Annotated in this window: 17 protein-coding genes; all 17 read right to left on the reverse strand. The window is 69.8% G+C overall.

Translation table 11 applies throughout. The features are described 5' to 3' along the window. Positions 1–45 precede the first annotated feature (45 nt). Complete coding sequence (locus tag ACIOC1_RS11670) at positions 46–594, reverse strand: flavin reductase (RefSeq protein WP_391046827.1); 549 nt, start codon at positions 592–594, stop codon at positions 46–48. Next, a complete protein-coding gene (locus ACIOC1_RS11675) occupies positions 591–1,958 on the reverse strand; it encodes a cation:proton antiporter (RefSeq protein WP_401853513.1) in 1,368 nt (455 codons plus the stop codon). Before ACIOC1_RS11675 ends, ACIOC1_RS11670 begins: the two co-directional genes overlap by 4 nt. 151 nt (positions 1,959–2,109) lie before the next feature. Beyond that, positions 2,110–3,618 (reverse strand): FAD-binding protein, encoded by a 1,509-nt coding sequence (locus ACIOC1_RS11680; RefSeq protein ID WP_355337088.1) that lies wholly within the window; start codon positions 3,616–3,618, stop codon positions 2,110–2,112. 43 nt (positions 3,619–3,661) lie between these two features. After that, complete coding sequence (locus ACIOC1_RS11685; protein WP_391046834.1) at positions 3,662–5,359, reverse strand: tryptophan 7-halogenase; 1,698 nt, start codon at positions 5,357–5,359, stop codon at positions 3,662–3,664. Between the two features lie 421 nt (positions 5,360–5,780). Beyond that, positions 5,781–7,442 carry a DHA2 family efflux MFS transporter permease subunit gene (locus ACIOC1_RS11690; RefSeq protein ID WP_391046837.1) on the reverse strand — a complete coding sequence of 554 codons (1,662 nt, stop codon included), beginning with the start codon at positions 7,440–7,442 and terminating at the stop codon, positions 5,781–5,783. A 174-nt stretch (positions 7,443–7,616) separates the two neighbouring features. After that, positions 7,617–8,432, reverse strand: a complete 816-nt coding sequence (locus tag ACIOC1_RS11695) for a dienelactone hydrolase family protein (RefSeq protein WP_401853516.1) — start codon at positions 8,430–8,432, stop codon at positions 7,617–7,619. A 50-nt stretch (positions 8,433–8,482) separates the two neighbouring features. Beyond that, positions 8,483–8,725, reverse strand: coding sequence for a hypothetical protein (locus tag ACIOC1_RS11700; protein ID WP_355337080.1), 243 nt, complete (start codon positions 8,723–8,725; stop codon positions 8,483–8,485). Beyond that, positions 8,722–9,402 carry a nitroreductase/quinone reductase family protein gene (locus tag ACIOC1_RS11705; RefSeq protein WP_401853518.1) on the reverse strand — a complete coding sequence of 227 codons (681 nt, stop codon included), beginning with the start codon at positions 9,400–9,402 and terminating at the stop codon, positions 8,722–8,724. The genes ACIOC1_RS11700 and ACIOC1_RS11705 overlap by 4 nt, the downstream gene beginning before the upstream one ends. Positions 9,403–9,481: 79 nt before the next feature. Then, positions 9,482–12,820 carry an FAD-dependent monooxygenase gene (locus tag ACIOC1_RS11710; RefSeq protein ID WP_401853521.1) on the reverse strand — a complete coding sequence of 1,113 codons (3,339 nt, stop codon included), beginning with the start codon at positions 12,818–12,820 and terminating at the stop codon, positions 9,482–9,484. Position 12,821: 1 nt separating this feature from the next. Beyond that, on the reverse strand, positions 12,822–13,769 hold the full coding sequence (locus ACIOC1_RS11715) for an aromatase/cyclase (protein WP_355337074.1): 948 nt from the start codon (positions 13,767–13,769) through the stop codon (positions 12,822–12,824). Positions 13,770–13,823: 54 nt separating this feature from the next. Then, positions 13,824–14,609, reverse strand: a complete 786-nt coding sequence (fabG, locus tag ACIOC1_RS11720) for a 3-oxoacyl-ACP reductase FabG (RefSeq protein ID WP_188280345.1) — start codon at positions 14,607–14,609, stop codon at positions 13,824–13,826. Between the two features lie 207 nt (positions 14,610–14,816). Then, on the reverse strand, positions 14,817–15,086 hold the full coding sequence (locus tag ACIOC1_RS11725) for an acyl carrier protein (protein ID WP_355337071.1): 270 nt from the start codon (positions 15,084–15,086) through the stop codon (positions 14,817–14,819). 44 nt (positions 15,087–15,130) lie between these two features. After that, complete coding sequence (locus ACIOC1_RS11730) at positions 15,131–16,438, reverse strand: ketosynthase chain-length factor (protein WP_401853524.1); 1,308 nt, start codon at positions 16,436–16,438, stop codon at positions 15,131–15,133. Beyond that, positions 16,435–17,691, reverse strand: a complete 1,257-nt coding sequence (locus ACIOC1_RS11735) for a beta-ketoacyl synthase (RefSeq protein WP_188280342.1) — start codon at positions 17,689–17,691, stop codon at positions 16,435–16,437. Before ACIOC1_RS11735 ends, ACIOC1_RS11730 begins: the two co-directional genes overlap by 4 nt. Before the next feature lie 61 nt (positions 17,692–17,752). After that, positions 17,753–18,082, reverse strand: a complete 330-nt coding sequence (locus ACIOC1_RS11740; protein WP_355337067.1) for a TcmI family type II polyketide cyclase — start codon at positions 18,080–18,082, stop codon at positions 17,753–17,755. A gap of 62 nt (positions 18,083–18,144) precedes the next feature. After that, on the reverse strand, positions 18,145–19,065 hold the full coding sequence (locus ACIOC1_RS11745) for a hypothetical protein (RefSeq protein WP_401853528.1): 921 nt from the start codon (positions 19,063–19,065) through the stop codon (positions 18,145–18,147). Then, entirely contained in the window at positions 19,062–19,859 is a 798-nt protein-coding gene (locus ACIOC1_RS11750) for a response regulator transcription factor (RefSeq protein WP_355337063.1), read from the reverse strand. Before ACIOC1_RS11750 ends, ACIOC1_RS11745 begins: the two co-directional genes overlap by 4 nt. Positions 19,860–19,899: the final 40 nt, after the last annotated feature.

A 19,899-nucleotide genomic window follows, 5' to 3' on the forward strand; every position in this document is an offset into this window, starting at 1 on the left:
TGGGCGGTGCGTGACGTGACGTGGATGGCTGACGTGCGGGTCCGCTCAGCCGTCGAAGATCGGGTGCGCTCCCCGCGGCTCCTCCTCCAGCGCGCCCAGGGAGCCGCGGAAGAAGATGAGCGGTTCCTGGTATTCGCGGGGCACGCCGAGTTCGACGACGCGGCCGACGAAGATGGTGTGGTCGCCGCCGTCGAACTCCTTGTCCAGGCGGCAGGCCAGGAAGGCCAGTGCCTCGCTGAGCACCGGCATGCCCTCGGCCGAGTGGTGGTGGGGCACGTCCTTGACCGCCGAGGTGTCCTTGCCCGCGAAGGCGCGGGCCAGCGGCTCCTGCGGCCCCGACAGGAAATTCACCACGAAGGAGCCGGCCTCGTCGATGACCGCGCGCAGCCGCGACTCCTTGTGCAGGCAGAACAGCACGAGCGGCGGGTCGAGCGAGACGGAGGTGAACGAGTTGACCGTCGTTCCCTCCGAACGCCCTTCCGCGCCGCTGGTGATGACGGTGACGCCGGTGACGAACAGGCCGCACACATTGCGCAGCAGCCTGCCCTCCACCGGCTCCGGCTGGTGCAGCACCTGATCGGAGGGCGCGCTCACGAGCGCCCCTTCTCGCCCGCGGCTGCGGCCCCGGCGCCGGCCCCCGCCTCGGCCTTGCCCGCCGCCTCCGCCTCGCCGACCTCGACGCCCACCGTCGAAGTGGCCATCAGCTCGCTGCTCTTGGGCAGCAGCGGACCGGCCAGCGCGGTCGTGACCAGCGCCATGATCACCATCATGGTGAACATCTGGCTGTCCAGGACGCCGAGTTGGACGGCGGTGTTGAGGATGATCAGCTCGGTCAGCCCTCGGGTGTTCATCAGCAGGCCGAGCGCCCTGGACTCCCGCCAGGACAGGCCGAACAGCCGGGCGGGCACCATCGCGCCGAGCAGCTTGCCCGCGCAGGCGACGACCAGGATCGCGGACAGTTCCAGGTACTGCCGGGCGTGCAGGCCGTTGATGTCGACGCCGAGGCCGGTGACGATGAAGAACACCGGCAGCAGGATCAGGCTGACGTGGTCGAGCGGCTTGCGCAGGTGCTCGGCGAGCTGGAGCGCGGGCTCGCGCGGCATGATGAAGCCGAAGAGGAAGGCGCCGAAGATGCCGTGGATGCCGATCCAGGTCGTCAGGTAGGACGACAGGAAGGTACCGGCCGCCATGACCACCAACAGGGCCCGCCACTGCTGGCGTTCGCTGAAGAACCTGACCACCGCGGCCAGCGCGGGCCGTACGAGGACGAACATGCCGAGCACGTAGGCCGCGCTCAGGCCGAGCACCTGGAAGAGGTCACCGGCGCCGCTGGAGGTGACCAGCGCGGAGACGTACGCCAGCATGCACCAGGCGAGGATGTCGTCCACGGCGGCGCTGGCCAGGGCGAGGGTGCCGACCCGCGAGTGGGTGAGCCGGTTGTCGGTGAGGATCCGGGCGAGTACGGGGAAGGCCGTCACCGACATGGCCGCGCCCATGAACGTGGAGAAGGTGACGAAGGAGATGTGGTGCCCGGCCACCGTGTTGTGGTGCGGGTAGAGCAGCGCGGCCACCGCGACGCCGAGTCCGAAGGCGCAGGCGACCGAGGAGAGCGAGACCGACGCGGCCAGACCGCGGTGCGGACGCAGCATCCGCTTCTCGAACTCCCAGCCCACCATGAACATGAAGAGCATCAGGCCGACGTTGGAGACCGCGGAAAGCAGCGGCCGTACGTCGGCGGGGAACAGCTTGTGCGACAGGTCGCCGGGCAGCAGCCCGAGCAGGCTGGGGCCGAGCGCGATGCCGGCGAGGATCTCGCCGATCACCGCGGGCTGGCGGACCCGCTTGGCGAGAGTGCCGAGCAGCACGCCGACCAGCAGGACGAAGGCGATGCCCGCCAGCATGGTGGCGACCTGGAGGTCGTTGTGGGGCGCGAGGCTGTGCAGCGCGATGCTTGTCATCGCAGTCCTCCGGGGACGGGAGCGGCTGGGAGATGCGGACTCGAGCGGTACGCGTCCGGGCGGTGTCCGGACGCACGACAGCGGGGTGGCACGGAAGTCCGTGGCCACCCCGCTGTCGTGAGAGGGATGTCGCTGTGTCGCCGTCAGGCCCCTAGCGAATGCTCTGGGCGAACCTGAAGGCGCCGTGCGGGTCGTAGCGGTGCTTCACGGCGGACAGCCGCGGGTAGTTCTCGGCGTAGTACGCCTGCCGCCAGTCGGGCAGTTCCGGGTCGATGAAGTTCTGGTAGGTCTCACCGGAGGACTGCCGGTCGATGACGCGGAAGCCGCTGTCGACGAACGCCTGACCCGCCGCCCTGCCCGCGGAGTCGGCGGCGTCCGGGGACCCGATGTCGACGAGGAAGTTCACCGTGAACAGCGCGTCGCGGTGGACGAACGCGGTGTCGGTGCGGCGTAAATCCCTCACCGCCCCGCCCAGCGGGAGCACTTCCATGAGGTGCGCCTGGCCGGGTACCCGCAGGGTCTCGAAGAGCGCCGCCGCGTTGTCCCACACGCTGCGCGACGGCAGCCGGTTGAAGAACCGGCTGCGCTGGAGGCCGAACGCCGACCGGGGAAGCGTGCCGCCGGGCGTGGTGTCGGCCCGGTGGCAGGCGGTCACATCGGCCGCGCACCGGAAGAAGCCCATCATCAGCGGCTGGTACGGCACGACGCTCGCGGGGGTCTGGCTGGCCGGTGCCCCGGTCAGCGCCACCAACCGGGCGACCTCGCTGGTGAGTTCGGCCGTGGTGCCGGTGGAGGCGACGAAGACCATGACGTTGACCGGCGCGCCCGGCGAGGCGTCGAAGAGCTGGAGGAAGGCGCCGCCGCTGAGCGTGCGGGGCGCGTTGACGGACCAGCGCGCGTACCCGTCCAGGACGTCGGCGGCCTTGTCGAAGGTCCAGTTCAGATTGACCACGGCGAGCTGCGAGACGTTGACGGTGGTGATGTCGTACGAGGTGACGACGCCGAAGTTGCCGCCGCCACCGCCGCGTATGCCCCAGTAGAGGTCCCGGTTCTGGGTGGGTGAGGCGGTGACGACGTCGCCGTTGGCGAGCACCACCTTCGCCGAGGCGATCCGGTCGGAGCCGACGCCGTAGGAGCGGGTGAGCACGCCCAGGCCGCCGCCCTGGTAGAAGCCGCCGACGGCGACCGTCGGGCAGTAGCCGCCGATGATGGCCTTGCCGTGCGGAGCGAGCGCGTCGATGGCGTCGACGCCCTGGACGCCGGTGCCGACGGTCACCGTGTTCTGGCCGACGGATATGGAGTTGAGCCCGGAGACGTCGATCACCAGGCCGGTGCTCGTGGAGTACCCGCCGCCGCTGTGCCCTCCGCTGCGCACGGCGAAGGGTATGCAGTTGTCCTGCGCGAACTTCAGGGTCAGCGCCACATCGGCGGCGCTGACGCAGTAGGCGACGGCCTGCGGGTTGATCACGTCGAACTGTTGCAGGTCGAGTTGCTTCGCCGTCGTGTAACCGGAGTCGGTCGGCAGGACGAGCCGGCCCTGGAGGTGCGCGCGCAACTGACTCCAGGGTGCCCCGCTGCCGGCGAATCCGGCGGTGGCCCCAAGTCCTGACAGAGCCACCGCGGTCGCGCCCGCACCGAGGACTTTTCTGCGACTGATCATGGTGCTGTTCAACTTTCGGTCAGATGGAAATTGCCGGGCGGGGTCAGACGAACTTCTGCCCACGCAGACCGGACCGCACAATTCCGCTTACCATGTCGCGACCCAGTTCGCGCATCTCGCCCGGAGCCTTGAAGTTGGCCCAGTACATGAACTTAGCCATCATCGCGGTGGTCGGGTACACGAATTTGATTTCTGGGTCCTCCCATCCGAAAACGGGGTTGAGTTCATCCGAAGCACGGAGACTGTCCATGATCAGCTTGGCCGCCGCGTCGCCGTCGATGTCACCGGCCTCGTACTTCTCGCAGGCCTCCGCCATGATTTCGACGGTTTGCTTGAAATCCGGGCTGTTCGGCCACCAAAGACCCGGATTGGGGGTCTTCTCCAAATCGTCCAGCCATTTCACGTCGCCGCTCTCCTCATACCGCGCCCGCGCCCGGATCAACCGCAGCGCGCCGGGCGTGAGATAGGAGCCCCAGACACGGAACACCGCGTTCCACAGCGGGAAGTGGCTGAAGGAGATGTAGGAGCTGTTCACCAGTTCGTCGTTGAAGTGCAGCAGGCCGCGCTCGACGTCCTCGACGTACTGGAATCGCTCGTTGGCGAAGTCGTCGTCGTCCAGGGCGGGCAGCAGCCGGGAGCACAGGGCGTAGACGACCTCGAAGGTGTTGGACAGACCGCGCGAGAACAGCGGGTCGAGGAAGCCCGCCGCGTGCGACATCAGGCACCAGCGGTAGCCGATCGACTTGCTGGAGCTGTACTGGAGCCGGTCGGTGGAGACCCACTCGCGGACCCGCGTGGCGCCCTCGAACTGCCGCTTCACCGCCGGGTACTGGTCGAGGAAGCCCTGGAACTCCTCCTCGGGGGTGCGGTCCTTCGGCTTGGGATACGTCCGCTCGTCCATGGTGAGCCCGATGCTGGTGATCGGGTTCTTGGAGTCCTTGTGGTTGTTGAACGGGATGATCCAGAACCAGCCGCGCTCGATCATGTGGTGCAGCGTGCCGCCGTGCCAGGGCGCGCTGGCCGGCGGGCGCAGGCTCTCCGGGTGGTGGCTGACCTCGTCGAACGGCTTGATGCCGATGTAGTGGGTGAACATCGACCGGGAGTGGTGCTTGAAGCGCGCGGGCTTCTCGCGCAGGTCGAACTTCTCGGCCAGCAGGGAGCGGAAGCCGCTCGCGTCGATCAGGTAACGGGCCCGGAAGACCTCGCCGTTCTGCCCCGTGACCGTCACTCCGAAGTCGTCGAAGTCCAGGTCGGCGACCCGCCAGTTCTGCCGCGTCGTGGTGCCGTACTTGGCCGCCACGTTGAAGAAGTACATATCGGTGTCCTGCCGGAACAGGTGACCGGCCTCGGTGAGCGCTTTGGGAATGACGAACATCGTGGCGTCGCGCGGGTCGGGCTCCTGGCCCTTCTCGTGCTTGATGAAACCGAAGCTCTGCTTCTTGCCGTGAGTCGGGCCGATGTTCTTGGTGACGGCCTTGACGTCCAGCAGGTGCTTGATCTCCGGTACGTCGAAGCGCACCGCCAGGATGTGCAGCCACTCGATGAGTTGCGGGGTCATCGACTCGCCGATCGCCATCCGGGGATGGGTCGCGGCATCCACCATGACCACGTTCTTGCCCTGCCGGGCGAGGATCGCCGCGCTCACCGAACCCGCGAGGCCCGACCCGATGATCAGGACGTCGCAGTTCTGCGTCTTGGAGGCGCTGTTCACCGGAACGGATTCCTTGGCTTTGCTGGGCACGGAGCGCCCCTCTCTCTCCGGCGCGGACGGCGCGGAGAATCAACGACGGGTGTGTGGCCGAATTCCCAGGGCACACGCGGGCATCTGAAAAAGGGCGTGCAAAACAATCGCCGGGCCGACCCCGATGGGTCGGCCCGGCGATCGAGAAGAGGTGACCAAGATGTGAGACGTGGCGGCGTCGCAGCGGTGGTCCGCCGGCGTCAAACCGCAATTGGGCATACTTCTACTGCCCAATAAAGCGTGACACGCGGCGACACTCGGTGTCAACCCCGGTAATGGTGTACCGGAAGTGACGCGAGTGCCGCCGGTGTTATTGTCCGGACTCTCCCGACCCCTCCCTAAAGGGCAACTCACCCCTCCCTAAAGGGCTACTCGGAGAACCGCGGGAGCTTGCCGATGGACGGCTTTACCAAGGGGTGGCCTACCGGTGGGCGGCTCCGGAATCGGCCGCCGAATCCGCCGCGGGAGACCCCGCGCCGTCCGTCTGACCGGGAACGGCCGCACCCGACTCCGGCGTGGCCGACTTCTTCGGCCCGACGATGATCAGGCAGGCGATCACACCGACGAACAGCACGGCCATCGGCACGTACATGGTCGGCTTCATGGCGTCGACGAAGCCGTGCCCGAAGACCGCCGCGGCGGTGTCCTGGATGCGGTGGGCGATGTCGGCGGGCACGTTCGACGGGAACTTCATGGCGCTGCTCGACTGGCCGCCGACCTCGAGGTGCTTGCCCGCGTTGTCGAAGTTCTTCAGGAAACCGGCGCGGTAGTCGGACGGCACGGCGCCCGCGCGCTGCGCCGCCTGGTCCTTGAGGGAGGAGGCGAGCTGGTTCTGGAGCACCGCGCCGATGACGGCGCCCGCCATGACCGAACCGACCTGCCGCAGCGCGTTGTTGACGCCGGACGCGGCGCCGGTGAGCTTGGGCGGCACATTGCGCATGACCTCGGTGGCCATCGGCGTGAAGGTGCAGCCCATACCGGCGCCCACGATCACGACCGGCGCGATCAGCCCGGTCCAGCTCTGGCCGACCTCGACGGTCCGCACGATCCAGAAGACACCGCCGATGTACGCGAGCAGACCGCCCATCAGGATGTACTTGCCGCCGAACTTCTCGGCCAGCACACCGGAGGGCCCGGCGGTGAGCATCGAGCCGACCGCCATCGGCACCAGCACGCCACCGGCCTTCAGCGCGCTGAAGCCGAGCACCGACTGGAGGTAGATGGTCAGCGGCAGCAGCAGGCCGACGACGCCGAACGAGACGGCGATACCGACGAAGTTGACCACCGAGAAGTTACGGTCCTTGAACAGCACGAACGGCACCAGCGGCTCGTTGTCCTGCTGACCGCGCTGGTAGACCAGGAAGATCGCCAGCACCACGACACCGGCCGCGATCGTGCCCCAGATCGCGCCGTTCCAACTGTACTTCTGGCCCTCGATCAGACCGAAGGCGAGCAGGAACAGGGCGATGGTGGTCAGGACGACGCCGGGGATGTCGAAGCGGTGCCGCACCGTACGCGCCGCGGACGGCATGAACATGAACGAGGCGATGATCGCCAGCACACCGATCGGCACGTTGACGTAGAAGATCCAGCGCCAGTTGAGCTTGGTGACCAGCAGGCCGCCCAGGCTCGGTCCCGCGACCGACGCCAGGCCCGCGACCGTGCCCCAGATGCCGAGCGCGACACCGCGCTTCTCGTCGGGGAACACGTCCGCGATCATGGACAGGGTCTGCGGCAGCAGCAGTGCCGCGCCGATGCCCTGGATCGCCCGGAAGATGATGAGCTGGGTCGGGGACTGGGAGAGTCCGCAGGCGAGACTCGCCAGGGTGAACAGCGCCACACCCGCGATGAACAGGTTCTTCTTGCCGACGAGGTCACCGAGCCGGCCGGCGGTGATCAGCAGGACGGCGAGCCCGAGGGTGTACGCGTTGACGACCCACAGGATCTGGTCGAGGGACGCGTCGAGGCTGTCCACCATGTCGGGGATCGCGATGTTCACGATCGTCAGGTCGAGCAGGGTCATGAAGAATCCGAAGGACAGGATCGCCAGAATGACCCACGGATTACCACGCCATTTGTTCACGGTTCCTCCTTGCCGCGCGCGTCGGGCCGCACGGCGTTGCACGACCCACAGCCCCTTGCCCCCCAAGAGGTGAGCGGGGGCCGTGGGTGTGACATCGGTGGGACGGTCGAGACGCAACCGTCACCGAGGAGGTCCGCGAGTCCCGGCCGCGGGGGCCGGTCCGCCGGACGGGCCCTAGAGGGCCGCGGGCGCCAGACGCTCCCGCAGGAAGCTCACGACCCGCTCCCGCGCGGCGTACGCCGGGTGTCCGGGGATCTCGCGCATCTCCTCGGTCAGTACGGGGTGGGCTCCCTTGGGGAAGCCGCCCTCGTTGCCCTTCGAGGAGTCCAGTTCGATCACCTCGAAGGCGTCGCCCAGACTGCGCCGCAGGGTGTCGAACCTGGCCCGCGGGGACGCGCTGTCCCCGCTGAAGCGCATGCCCAGCACGCACAGTCCGCTGTTCTTGGTACGGCTCACCACCGTGGCCAGCTCGCCCCGCGAGAGGCCGGGGTCCGCGGACCGCTTGGCGCTGACCGGGAACGGCACCGCGGGCTGGGCGACGACCGGCGCGAGCACCACGTCCTCCACCGCGGCGGCCAGCGCGAACCCGCCGGTGAAGCACATGCCGACGATGCCGACACCGGGCCCGGGGGTTCGCGCGGCCAGATCCCGTACCAGCGCCCTGAGGTAGTCCGCGACCGGCCGCCGCGCGTCGACGGCGAAGGCCCGGAATTCGGCGGACACGCACAGCTTGGCGACGGTGGACAGCGTGTAGGGCGTGGAGTTCTTACGTCCGGGCCGTCCGAACAGCGACGGCATCGCCACGGTGAAGCCCTGGTCGACCAGGTGGTCGGCCAGGCCCAGCACCTCGGGCGTCATGCCCGGAATCTCCGGGACGAGCACCACTCCCGGCCCCGCGCCCTTCTCGTACACGTCGTGGGTGAGCCCGGCTCCCGTGAACGGGGCCGCGCGCCAGCCGGTGAGATCAGAGGTCGGTGCGGTACCGGTCACGAGGGGTTCTCCTTCAGACGGGTCTTCGGCCCGGGCGGGCGGACGGGCGGTCAGCCGCCCCCGGACTCCCGTCCCTGCCGCGCCCGGACGGCGAGGACGACGAAGGTGGTGATGCTCGCGATCAGGTCGATGTGGTCGATGGCGTGCGGCGACCCGTTCGCCCTGCGGATCTTCTTGGTGACGGCGAGGAAGTTGGCGGCCAGCGTACCGACCGTGACCGCCGTGCGCAGCGGGCTCGCTCCCCGCGCGGCGGGCGGCCCGGACCGACCCGCCCGCGGCCCGGCGGCGCTCACCGTACGGCGTCCGTCTCGCCGCCCGACGGCGCCACCGCCGCCAGCATGTCCTTCGGGGTGAACTTCACCACCGGGAGCAGGCGGCTGGCCCGGTTCTGGAACTCGTTGATGAACGGCAGGACTTCGGAGTACTTCGCCCAGATCCGGTCCCGCTCGGGGCCCGACAGGGTCTCGGCGAGGGCGACGATCTGCTCGCGGCCGATGTTGATGGTCACCTCGGGCGTGGCCTTCAAGTTGAGGTACCAGGCCGGGTGCAGGCCCTTGGGGCCGCCGGGGATGTCGAAGTGGCCGGGCACGGCGACCGCGTAGAAAAAGCCGCGCTCGTAGATGTAACCGACCGGCACGACACGCTCCTTGCCGGTCTTGCGGCCCAGCGTGTGCAGCAGCAGCGCGTCGAGGTTGCCCATCTTGCCGCCGATGCGGCCGTTGGACCGCTCGTACAGCCAGATGTGCACATTGAGCGCGCCCTTGCTGAGCGACTTCTGCACCTTCTTCGGCGGCTTGGAGTAGATGTAGACGTTGACGCGCATGAAGGCCCGCGTGATCGGGCCCGCGTCCAGACCCTGGTCGGGACGCGTCGTCCTGAAGGACGACAGCGCCTCGGTGTCCTGGATCACCGAGGTGTCACCCATCGGCTCGGCCATCGAGTCCTCCATGGGCTTCGGGGTGGTCTGCATGTGTGGTGCCCTTTCGCGAGATCCGGTGTTCTCAGGACTTCTGTGTCGGAACGCGTCGCTTCGTCGCAAGGCCGTCTGCTCAGAGGACCTTCTTGCCCTTGACGCCCGCGCGGACCGTGCCGGACAGCAGGGCGGAGCCGAGGTCCCGCATCTGCGGCGGGGCCTTGCGCACGGCCCAGTACATGAACTTCGCCATCGTCGCCGTGGTCGGGGTGATCAGCCGGGTGTCCTCGGGGTCGCGCCAGCCGAAGGCCGGGTTCAGCAGCTCGCAGCGGCGGAGCCGGTCGAAGATGATGTCCGCGGCACGGTCGCCGTCGATCTGCCCGGCCTCGTACTTCTCGCAGGTCTCCGCGGTGAGGTCGACGATCTCCCGGACGGCGGGCTCCGGCCACCACAGGCCCGGATACGGCGCGTCCTCCAGGGCGTCCAGGTGCGCGGGGTCGCCGGTGAGGGTGAAGTTGATCCGCGCGCGGGCCAGCCGCATCACACCGGGAGTGGCGAAGCCGCCCCAGACCCGGAACACCGCGTTCCACAGCCGGAAGTGGCCGAAGGAGATGTACGCGCTGTTCACCAGCTCGTCGTTGTAGTGCAGCAGGCCGCGCTCCAACCGGTCGACGTAACCGAAGCGTTCGACCGCGAAGTCGTCGTCGTCCAGGGCGGGCAGCAGCCGGGTCATGAGCGAGTGGACGACCTCGAAGGTGTTGGACAGGCCGCGCGAGAACAGCGGATCGAGGAAGCCGGCCGCGTGCGACATCAGGCACCAGCGGTAGCCGATCGACTCCTTCGAGCTGTACTGGAGCCGGTCGGTGGAGACCCATTCGCGCACCCGCGTGGCGCCCTCGAACTGCCGCTTCACCGCCGGGTACTGGTCGAGGAAGCGGGTGAACTCCTGCTCGGGGCTGATGTCACGGGGGCGCGGGTAGACCCGCTCGTCCATGGTGAGGCCGACGCTGGTGACCGGATTGGCCGCGCCCTTGTGGTTGTTGAACGGGATGATCCAGAACCAGCCGCGTTCGATCAGGTGGTGGAGCGTACCGCCGCTCCAGGGCGCGTTCTTGGGCGGTCGCAGGCTCTCCGGGTGGTGGCTGACGTCGTCGAACGGCTTGACGCCGATGTAGTGCGTGAACAGCGACCGCGAGTGGTGCTTGAAGCGCGCGGGCTGCTCCCGCAGGCCGAACTTCTCGGCGAGCAGCGACCGGTGGCCGCTGGCGTCGATGAGGTAGCGGGCCCTGAAGACCTCGCCGTTCTGCCCGGTGACGGTCACGCCGTCGTCGTCGAAGTCCAGGTCGGACAGCCGCCAGTGCTGCCGCGTCGTGGCGCCGTACTTGGCCGCGACGTGGAAGTAGTACGCGTCGGTGTCCTGCCGGAACAGGTGGCTGGCCTGGGTGAGCGCCTTGGGGATGACGAACATCGTCGTCTCCCGCGGGTCCGGTTCCTGGCCCTTGTCGTGCTTGACGAAGCCGAAGCTCTGCTTCTTCCCGTGGGTCGGGCCGATGTGCTCGGTGACCGACCGGTGGTCCAGCAGATGCAGCAGTTCGGGCAGGTCGAACCGTACGGCGAGGATGTGCAGCCACTCGATGAGCTGCGGGGTCATCGACTCGCCGATGGCCATCCGCGGATGCGTCTGGGAGTCGACCAGCACGACGCTCTTGCCCTGCCGGGCGAGGATCGCCGCGCTCACCGAACCGGCCAGACCCGCGCCGACGATCAGGACGTCACAGGTGCGGACGGGCGGCTTCGGAGCGGCCGGTCTCGGTGCGGCCGGTCTCGGTGCGGCTGCCTTTACGGCGCTCGCCTTGGGGGCGGTTGCCTGAGGGGCACTTGCCTGAGGGACGGTTGCCTGGGGCGCCGCCGTCTCCGCGACGGCCGTCCGTGGAGCCGCGATCGGCGTGACGGGGACCTGGGGGACGTCCTCGGCGCCGAACCAGCGCCGCAGCGCCGGAGCCGGGTCGGCCGCGCGCGGCGCCGACCAGGCGATGTGTCCGTCGGGCCGCAGCAGTACGGTCTTCTGCCCGTCGAGGAGCGTGCCGGGCACCGGGCGCGCCGACACCACGTCGACCCGGCCCGCCCAGCCCTCGGCGGCCCTGCCCAGCGTGGCCCGGCGCCTGGTGTCGCCCGACAGGTCGAGCAGCACGCCGCGGCCGGGCCGCAGCAGCTCGGTGGTGCCGGTGGGCCCGTCCGCGGTCGTCAGCGCGATGTGGGGCACGCGGCGGCCGGTCAACTCACCGGCCGCGTCGGGGTGAGTGTCGGCGTCGGGATCGCCGTAGCGGATGTCGAGGCCGCTGATCATGCCGGCGAGGTGGCCGCGGACGACCGAGGTGCGGGTGAGGAGTTCGGCGGCGGTGCCGCGGACCGCCCCGGTCTCGGGACCGCCGAAGAGGATGACGGTCTGCGCCTCGATGTTGGCCAGCACCCGCCGCCCGACCGCGTGCCGCTCGGTGTGGTACGTGTCCAGCAGCCCGTCGGGCGCGCGCCCGGTGACCCGCGCGGCCAGCTTCCAGCCGAGGTTGGCCGCGTCCTGGAGCCCGAGGTTGAGCGCCTGGCCGCCGACCGGCATCTGCCGGTGGGCGGCGTCCCCGGCGAGCAGCACCCGGCCCCGGCGGTACGAGGCCGCCTGGCGGCTGGTGTTGCCGAAGGCGTTCAGCCACGTCGGGGTGCCGTGGGTGATGTCCTCACCGGTGACCCTGGCCCACACGGCCGCGATCTCGGCGTACTCGGGTTCCGCGGTCCTCGGCCGCACCTCGCGGCCGAACTCGTGCACCATGACGCGGGTGACGCCGTCGCGGGTGGCCGCGATGGCCACCCCGTTCGGGAGCCGCTGGAAGCGGCGGTTGGGGATGTCGAGCCCCAGCACGTCGCAGCGCAGCAGCTCCTTGGTGGCGTCGGAGCCGGGGAAGTCGAAGCCCGCCAGCCGCCGTACGGTGCTCTCCTCGCCGTCACAGCCGACCAGATAGCCGGCGGTGAGACGGGTGACACCGTCCGGGGTGGCGACCTCGACCTCCACGCCTTCCGCGCCCACGTCACCTTCGTCGCCGCCGTCGCCCGTGGTCAGGCCGAGCAGTTCGTGCTCGCGCCTGACCTCCGCGCCCAGCCCCGTGGCCCACTCCGCGAGCAGCTCCTCGACCCGGGCCTGCGGGACCTTCCACTGGCCGGGGTAGCGGGTGGTCGGCTCGCTCAGGTCGAGCGGCAGACCGCCGAAGTGGCCCATCGGCTCGTTGGGCGGCGTGCCCAGCGTCTCCAACAGGCCGCGCTGGTCGAGGAGTTCCATGGTGCGGGCGTGCAGGGTCGACGCCCGGGACTCGGTGGTGGGGGCGGCGAGCCGCTCCAGAACCGTCACCCGGGCTCCGCCGAGCCGGAGTTCACCGGCCAGCATCAGGCCGACAGGCCCCGCGCCGACGATGATGACGTCGGTGTCCATCTCAGCGCCGGCCCTCGGCGTAGTCCTTGGCGTGGCCCAGGGTGGCCCGGCTGTTGGTGCTCAGCGCGTTCTGCACGAAGGCGCGCGCCTCGGCGACCCCGGCGTCCGGGCCGAGGATCTTGGTGATGTTCGCGGTGTTGATCACCACGGTGTGCTGGGAGGTGGCGGCGACGCCGTCGCCCTCCTCCTCGAACAGCCAGTAGCCGGTGTGCAGCGTCATCAGCGCGGGCAGGGTGATCTGCTTGTAGACGATCCTGCTGTGCGGGAAGGTCACGCGCACCGACTTGGTGGTGTGCGAGGAGCCGTCCTTGGTGAGGGTGTCCATCTCCAGGATCTGCAGTCCCGGCGTCTCCTCCTCCAGCGAGACCCGCGCCACGTGCGGCAGCCGCTCCTTCCAGAGCTGCGCCTCGTTGATGAAGTCGTAGACGTCCTTGGCCGATCCGTCGATGTGGACGGTGTCGGCGAAGGACAGCAGGAGTTCGTCCGCGGAGCCGACGACCAGTTCGACGTTGGTCTTGAGCGCGGCCAGTTCGGAGCGGCTGTTGCGGTCCACGGCCTCGTCGATCCAGGCGAGATCGTCCGGCTTGTCGTCGATGGCGCGGTAGTCGTGCAGCAGCCGCACCCGCGACTCGGTGTCGGACACGGGCTCGATCACCCAGGTGCCGCCCATCGCCGCGACCGGCGGCGCCGAGACCTCCTGGCGGAATTCGATCCGCAGCGCCCGCGGGTCCAGGACGCGGCGCGACGTCCAGTTCTTGGCCGCGCCGTTGGCGGTGGCCCAGATGCGGATGCGCTCCTCGTTCTCCGAGCGCTCCACATGGTCGACGAAAACGGTCGGCGGGAAGATCCGCGGCCAGTTCTCCACCTCGGCGATCAGCCGGTACACCGCGGCGGCCGGGGCGTTCACCGTGATCTCGTGCTCCACCTCGCGGTGGCCAGTCTGCGTCATTCTCGTTCCCCTCACGCGAGTCGGACGTCGTAGGACGGGGTCGGTGGCGGCGGATCAGAAGTTGCCGAGGCCGCCGCACACGTTGATGGCCTGCGCGGTGATCGACGCCGCGGTGTCGGTGGCCAGGTAGCCGACCAGGCCCGCGACCTCCTCGGGCGTGGAGTAGCGGCCGAGCGGGATCTTGGACTGGAACTTCTGGAGGATCTCGCCCTCGGTGGTCGAGTAGGCCGCCGCGTAGCCCTGCCGGACCCGCGCGGCCATCGGCGTCTCGACGTAGCCGGGGCAGACCGCGTTGACCGTGATCCCGGTCGGCGCCAGCTCGTTGCCCAGGGCCTTGGTGAAACCGACGACGCCGTGCTTGGAGGCGGAGTACGGGGCGCCGAGCACCACACCCTGCTTCCCGGCGGTGGAGGCGATGTTGATGATCCGGCCGCGGTCGCGGTACCGCATGCCGCCGGTGTTGAGCACCTCGCGCGTCATCAGGAAGACGCTGTTGAGGTTGGTGTTGACGACGTCGAACCACAGCTCGTCGTCGATGTCGGCGGTGACGCCGCCGCCGCTGCGGCCCGCGTTGTTGACCAGGACGTCGACCGGCCCGTACCGCTCCACGGCGGCGAGCACGAACGCCTTGATGTCGTCGCCCGACTTGACGTCGCAGGCGGTGCCGTCGACGTCCAGGCCCTCGTCCCGTAGTTCCTTGACGGTCACTTCCACGCTCTCGGGCGTCCGCGCGCAGATGAACACCTGGTGTCCCTGTGCGGCCAGCGCCCTGGTGACGGCGAGCCCGATTCCGCTGGTGGCCCCGGTGACGAGAGCGACCCGCTGTCCCTCTGCCGACATGACTGCTCCTCCGACTCGGTACCGCTCGGCTGCGTACATGTGCTGCGTTCACGTGCGCTCTTCAAGTGCTGCGTTCATGTGCGCTGTACGTGTGGTCTGGGCGTGTGGGCTGGACGGGTGCGCTGTACGTGGGGGCTGTACGTGGGGGCTGGCCGGTGCCGCCGCCGCGCCTTTGGAGCACGGCGGCGGCACCGGGCGGGGGGAGCGTCAGGCCGCGTGTTCCGCGGCGAGTTGCTCGTTGACGACGGCGAGCAGCGCCCGCGGCGTCTCGACGACGGTGATGGAGGTGTCCTCCAGCTCGATCCCGTGCTCGCGCTCGATCCGGCTGCCGGTCTCCAGCAGCGCCAGCGAGTCGTAGCCGAGGTCCTCGAAGGTCTGGTCGAGGATGTCGCCGTCCAGGTCGATGCCCTCGCTCTCGCCCGCGGCTTCCCGGAGGATGCGCTTGAGGTCTTCGATCGTGAGTTCCGGTCCGGCCATCTCGGTCCCTTCCTGAGGTGTGGCGACGGCGGTGCGCGGGCCCGTCACCGGGCTGCTCCGCGCACGACCATCGCCGAGTTGAAGCCGCCGTAGCCCCTGGCCAGCACCAGCGCGGCGTTCACCGGCGCGGTCCTGGGCCGGTCGACCACCAGGTCGAGGTCGTACTCGGGGGCGGGGGCGACATGGGTGGTGGGCGGGATGACCCCGTCCCTGATCGACAGCAGCGCGGCGGCCGTGTCGAGCGACGCGGCTCCTGAGTAGAGCCGTCCGGTCATCGTCTTGGGCGCGGTGACCGGCACGCCGCGCGGTCCGAAGACCGCGGTGATCGCGTCGGCCTCCGCGCGGTCCAGTTCGGGGACGGCCGCCGCGTCGGCGAAGACGACGTCGATGTCGCCCGCCGTCAGGCCCGCGTCGGCCAGCGCCGCCTCGACGGCCCGCCGAAGGCCGGGCTCCCGGCCGCTGCCGGGCCTGGGGTCGAAGGTCGAGGCGTATCCGGCGATCTCCCCGTAGACCTTGGCGCCGCGCTCCCGCGCGGACCCGGCGTCCTCCAGGATCAGCAGCGCGCCGCCCTCGCCGGGCACATAGCCGTCGGCGTCCGCGGCGAAGGGCCGGTACGCCTTGTCCGGGTCGTCGCTGTCGGTGAGCCGTCCCGCGGCGACCTGCGCGATCCAGCCCCAGGGGCAGATCGAGCCGTCGACGCCGCCGGAGACGATCAGCCGGGTGCCCTTGCGGATCTGCCGCCTGGCCTGCGCGAGCGCGTCGAGGCCGCCCGCCTGGTCGGAGACGACGACCCCGCTGGGGCCCTGCATGCCGTTGCGGATGGAGATCTGGCCGGTGTTGACCGCGTAGAACCAGGCGAAGGACTGGTACGCGCTGACGTGCTGGCCGCCCTTGGACCACAGCTTCTGGAGTTCGTTCTGGCCGAATTCGAAACCGCCGGAGGAGCTGGCGGTGATGACGCCCATGTCGAACTGTTTCCACTCGTCGAGCTTCACGCCCGCGTCGGCCAGCGCCCAGTCGGCCGCGACCAGGGCGAGCCTGGTCATGTGGTCGGTCTGCGGGATCAGCCGGCTCGGCAGGTAGTCCGTGGCGACGAAGCCCGGTACCTCACCGGCGAGTTTGGCGGGGTAGCCGGTGGCGTCGAACCGCTGGACGGGTCCGATGCCGTTCTTCCCCGCGAGCGTCGCGGCCCAGAACTCCTCGGTGCCCAGTCCGTTGGGCGCGGTGACGCCGATACCGGTGACGACGACGGAACTGGCGGCGCCAGAGGAGGCGGCCGTACTTTCGGAAGCGGTCGGGCCCGTGGAAGCGGTCGTGTCCGCGGAAGCGGCCGTGCCTTCGGAAGTGGTCATGCCGCCCTCCGCAGCACCATCGCGCTCTGGAAGCCGCCGAAGCCGCTGCCGACGCTGAGCACGGCGTCGGTGGTCCACTCCCTGGCCTTGAGCGGTACGTAGTCCAGGTCGCACTGCGGGTCCGGCTCGTGCAGATTGGCCGTCGGCGGGACCAGGTTGTTCTCGATGGCCAGCGCGGACGCGGCGATCTCGATCGAGCCGATCGCGCCGAGCGAGTGCCCGACCATCGACTTGATGGAGCTCATCGGCGTCCGGTACGCGTGGTCGCCCAGCGTGCGCTTGACGGCGGCGGTCTCGTGGCGGTCGTTCTGCTTGGTGCCCGAGCCGTGCGCGTTGACGTAGTCGATCTCGTCGGGGTTCATCCGCGCCTCGTCCAGGGCCGTCCTGATGGCCTCGGCCATCTCCAGGCCCTCGGGCCGCAGACCCGTCATGTGGAAGGCGTTGGAGCGGGTGGCGTACCCGGCGATCTCGCAGTAGATGTGCGCGCCGCGCGCCTTGGCCGCCTCGTACTCCTCCAGCACGAACATCGCGGAACCCTCGCCGAGGACGAAGCCGTTGCGGGAGTTGTCGAACGGCCGCGAGGCGTGCTCGGGGTCGTCGTTGCGCGAGGTGGTGGCCTTGATGGCGTCGAAGCAGGCCACGGTGATCGGGGAGATCGGGGCGTCGGTGGCGCCCGCGATCATCACGTCGACGCTGCCCTCGCGGATCAGCTCGGTCGCGTAGCCCACCGAGTCCAGGCCGGAGGTGCAGCCGGTGGAGACCACCGTCGCCGGGCCCTCGGCCCCGGTGGACCAGGCCACTTCGCTGGCGAAGGAGCTGGGCACGAAGAAGTCGTACAGATGCGGTACCGCGTACCGGTGGTCGTTGAGGTCGAGACGCCCGCCGTCACTCGTGACGCGGTACTCCTGGTCCAGGCCCATCGTCGCGCCGACGGCGCTGCCGACGGTCACCCCGGTCCGGTACGGGTCCAGGTCGGACATCTCCAGTCCGCTGCCCGCGAGCGCCTCCGCGGCCGTGACCACCGCGAACTGCGCGGCGCGGTCCATGCGGCGGATCTCCTGCGGGCTCAGTCCCAGTGCCTCCGGGTCGAAATCGACCTCGGCCGCGACGCGGGAACGGAACGGGGCGGGATCGAAAAACGTGATGCCTCTGGTCGCGGTTCGGCCGTCGCTCAGCAGACTCCAGAAGTCCTTCACGCCGACACCCCCCGGCGCCACGACCCCAATGCCGGTTATCACCACTCGCCGTCCCATGTGGACGCCGCTCCCTTCGGAATTTCGTGAATTCTTGAGGACAGGCTTGAGATCAGGTCCGTCACTCGGACTTGGCCCAGTGATAGAAACGCGTGGCCATCGCGTCCTTCGGCGACCGCCAGGTCGCCGGGTTGTAGGCCTCGATGTGCGGCTTCAGGTCGGCGCTGACCTGCACAAAGAGCGGGTGGTCCTTGGTCTGTTCGATGGTCGTGTTACCGGCCTCCGTGTCGAAGTCCTGGAGGTGGAAGTAGAGGCCGTTGTAGGAGAAGAGCTCCCGTCGACGGGTGCCCATCAGGTCGGGCATCCCGGTCTGGTCGAATTCCCCGAAGATCCGGGCCACGTCCTCCGCGGACTGCGGCAGCATGCGCGCGACTATCAACGTGCTGTGCATCGTTCGCTCCTGGTGATGGGAGTGATGGAGGGGTCGTCCGCTGGTCGTCGAAACAGGCCGTCCTAGCGGGATCGTTCGGCAGATCGCTCGGCGCGGCGGCTGAAGCACGCGTGTGCGTCGGCCTCCGAGTAGTAAGTGCGGCCCGAGCCGTGCCTGCGGCGCCAGCTCTGCTCGCTGGCCAGCCGGTAGACCGTGCCGACCGGGGTGCTCCACAGCCGCGAGATGTCGGCGGCGGTGAGCCAGCGCTCGGCGACGGCGGGGGTGACGGCGGCGGGACCGGCGGAGGTGCCGGCGGAGGTGTCGGCCGCTGTGCCCTGGGCCGTGTCCTCGGCGGGCATCAGGCGGCGCAGATGGGTGAGTTGGTGCCCGGCCCAGGTGTGCCCGGCCTGGGCGTCGCACTGCACGGCCGGGTGCGCGGCGGTCGCCCCGACGCGTACGACGGCGGACAGCCGCCCCTCGCAGCCGGGTTCGACGCAGTCGCCCAGCGCGATCCGGCGGATCTGCTCGGGGTGGGCGACGCGGCGGGCCCTGCTGACCAGCCGGGCCACCTCGCGGGTGGCCTCGGCGACGGCCGGGTGCCCGGCCAGCCAGTCGGCGTGCCGCAGCAGGAACACCGACAGGGTGCCGACGGACCGCTCGGGCGGTACGAGCCCGCGCTGCTGGGCGATCAGGCCGCTCCAGGAGCCGAGCACCCCGAGGATCGCGGCGCGCGTCTCGGCCGCCGCCGGGTTGAACGGCATGCCGGGCAGCGGGCCGCCGCTGGTGCGTTCGCGCAGCCCCTTGGCCGCGGCGCCGCCCAGCACCCGCTCGCAGTCCCGGTACAGCTCGGGGAGCATGCCGATGCCGGTGGTCAGCCGACGGTGGCAGGCGGCGCACAGCCGGTTCCCGCCGACCGGACGGCCGGGGTGCCGGCCCCCGTCGCGGGGCTCGGCCTGCCGCGTACCGCATTCGTGTCCTTCGCACCGCACGGCCGCGCGGCTCATGCGGAGGACCCGGACCGTTCGAGCCCCAGACCGAGCCGGAATCCGACACCGCGGACGGTGACGATCCACTCCTTGGCGCCCAGCTTCGTCCGGAGGCTGCTGACATGGGTGTCGACGGTCCGCCGGGACCACGAGTCACCCCACACCTGCTGCATGAGCCGCTTCCGGGTGATGACGATGTCCGGGTGCGAGGCCAGCAGGTAGAGCACGTCGAATTCCTTACGGGTCACATCTATATGCCGTCCGCCGAGCCGCACTTCGCGCGATCCGGCGTCGATCCGCAGCGGTCCGCAGGAGATGACCCGCGCGGAGGCGGGTTCCGGGCGGGCGCGGCGCATGACCGCGTCCATCCGGGCCATCAACTCGCGGAAGCCGTACGGCTTGACGAGGTAGTCGTCGGCGCCTGCCTGGAGGCCGAGCACCCGGTCGAGTTCGGTGCCGCGCGCGGTGACGGCGATGACCGCCACGTCGCAGACCGACCGGATGCTCCGGCAGACCTCGAGTCCGTCCAGGTCGGGCAGGTCGAGGTCGAGCAGGACCAGGTCCGCGTCCTCGTACGTCTGGAGTGCCGCGCCGCCCGTGCCGACCGACGCGACCTCGTGTCCGTGCCGCCGTAACCCCCTGACCAGGGATTCGGCGTCGTCTGCATGAGGTTCCACCACAAGTACCCGCCAGCTCACGGACGGCCCCGGCACTCCCCGTACCGGCGATGCGGTACGTATCTCGGTGCGATTGACGTTTGCGGACGCACGTGGGGCTGGTATATGAGGCTTCAGAAGGTCTATCCGGCTCATGGGTCCGCCCTTTGTGACGCTCAGGTCCGACTGCGACCTG

It is taken from the genome of Streptomyces sp. NPDC088197, assembly GCF_044741185.1.
Lineage (GTDB): Bacteria > Actinomycetota > Actinomycetes > Streptomycetales > Streptomycetaceae > Actinacidiphila.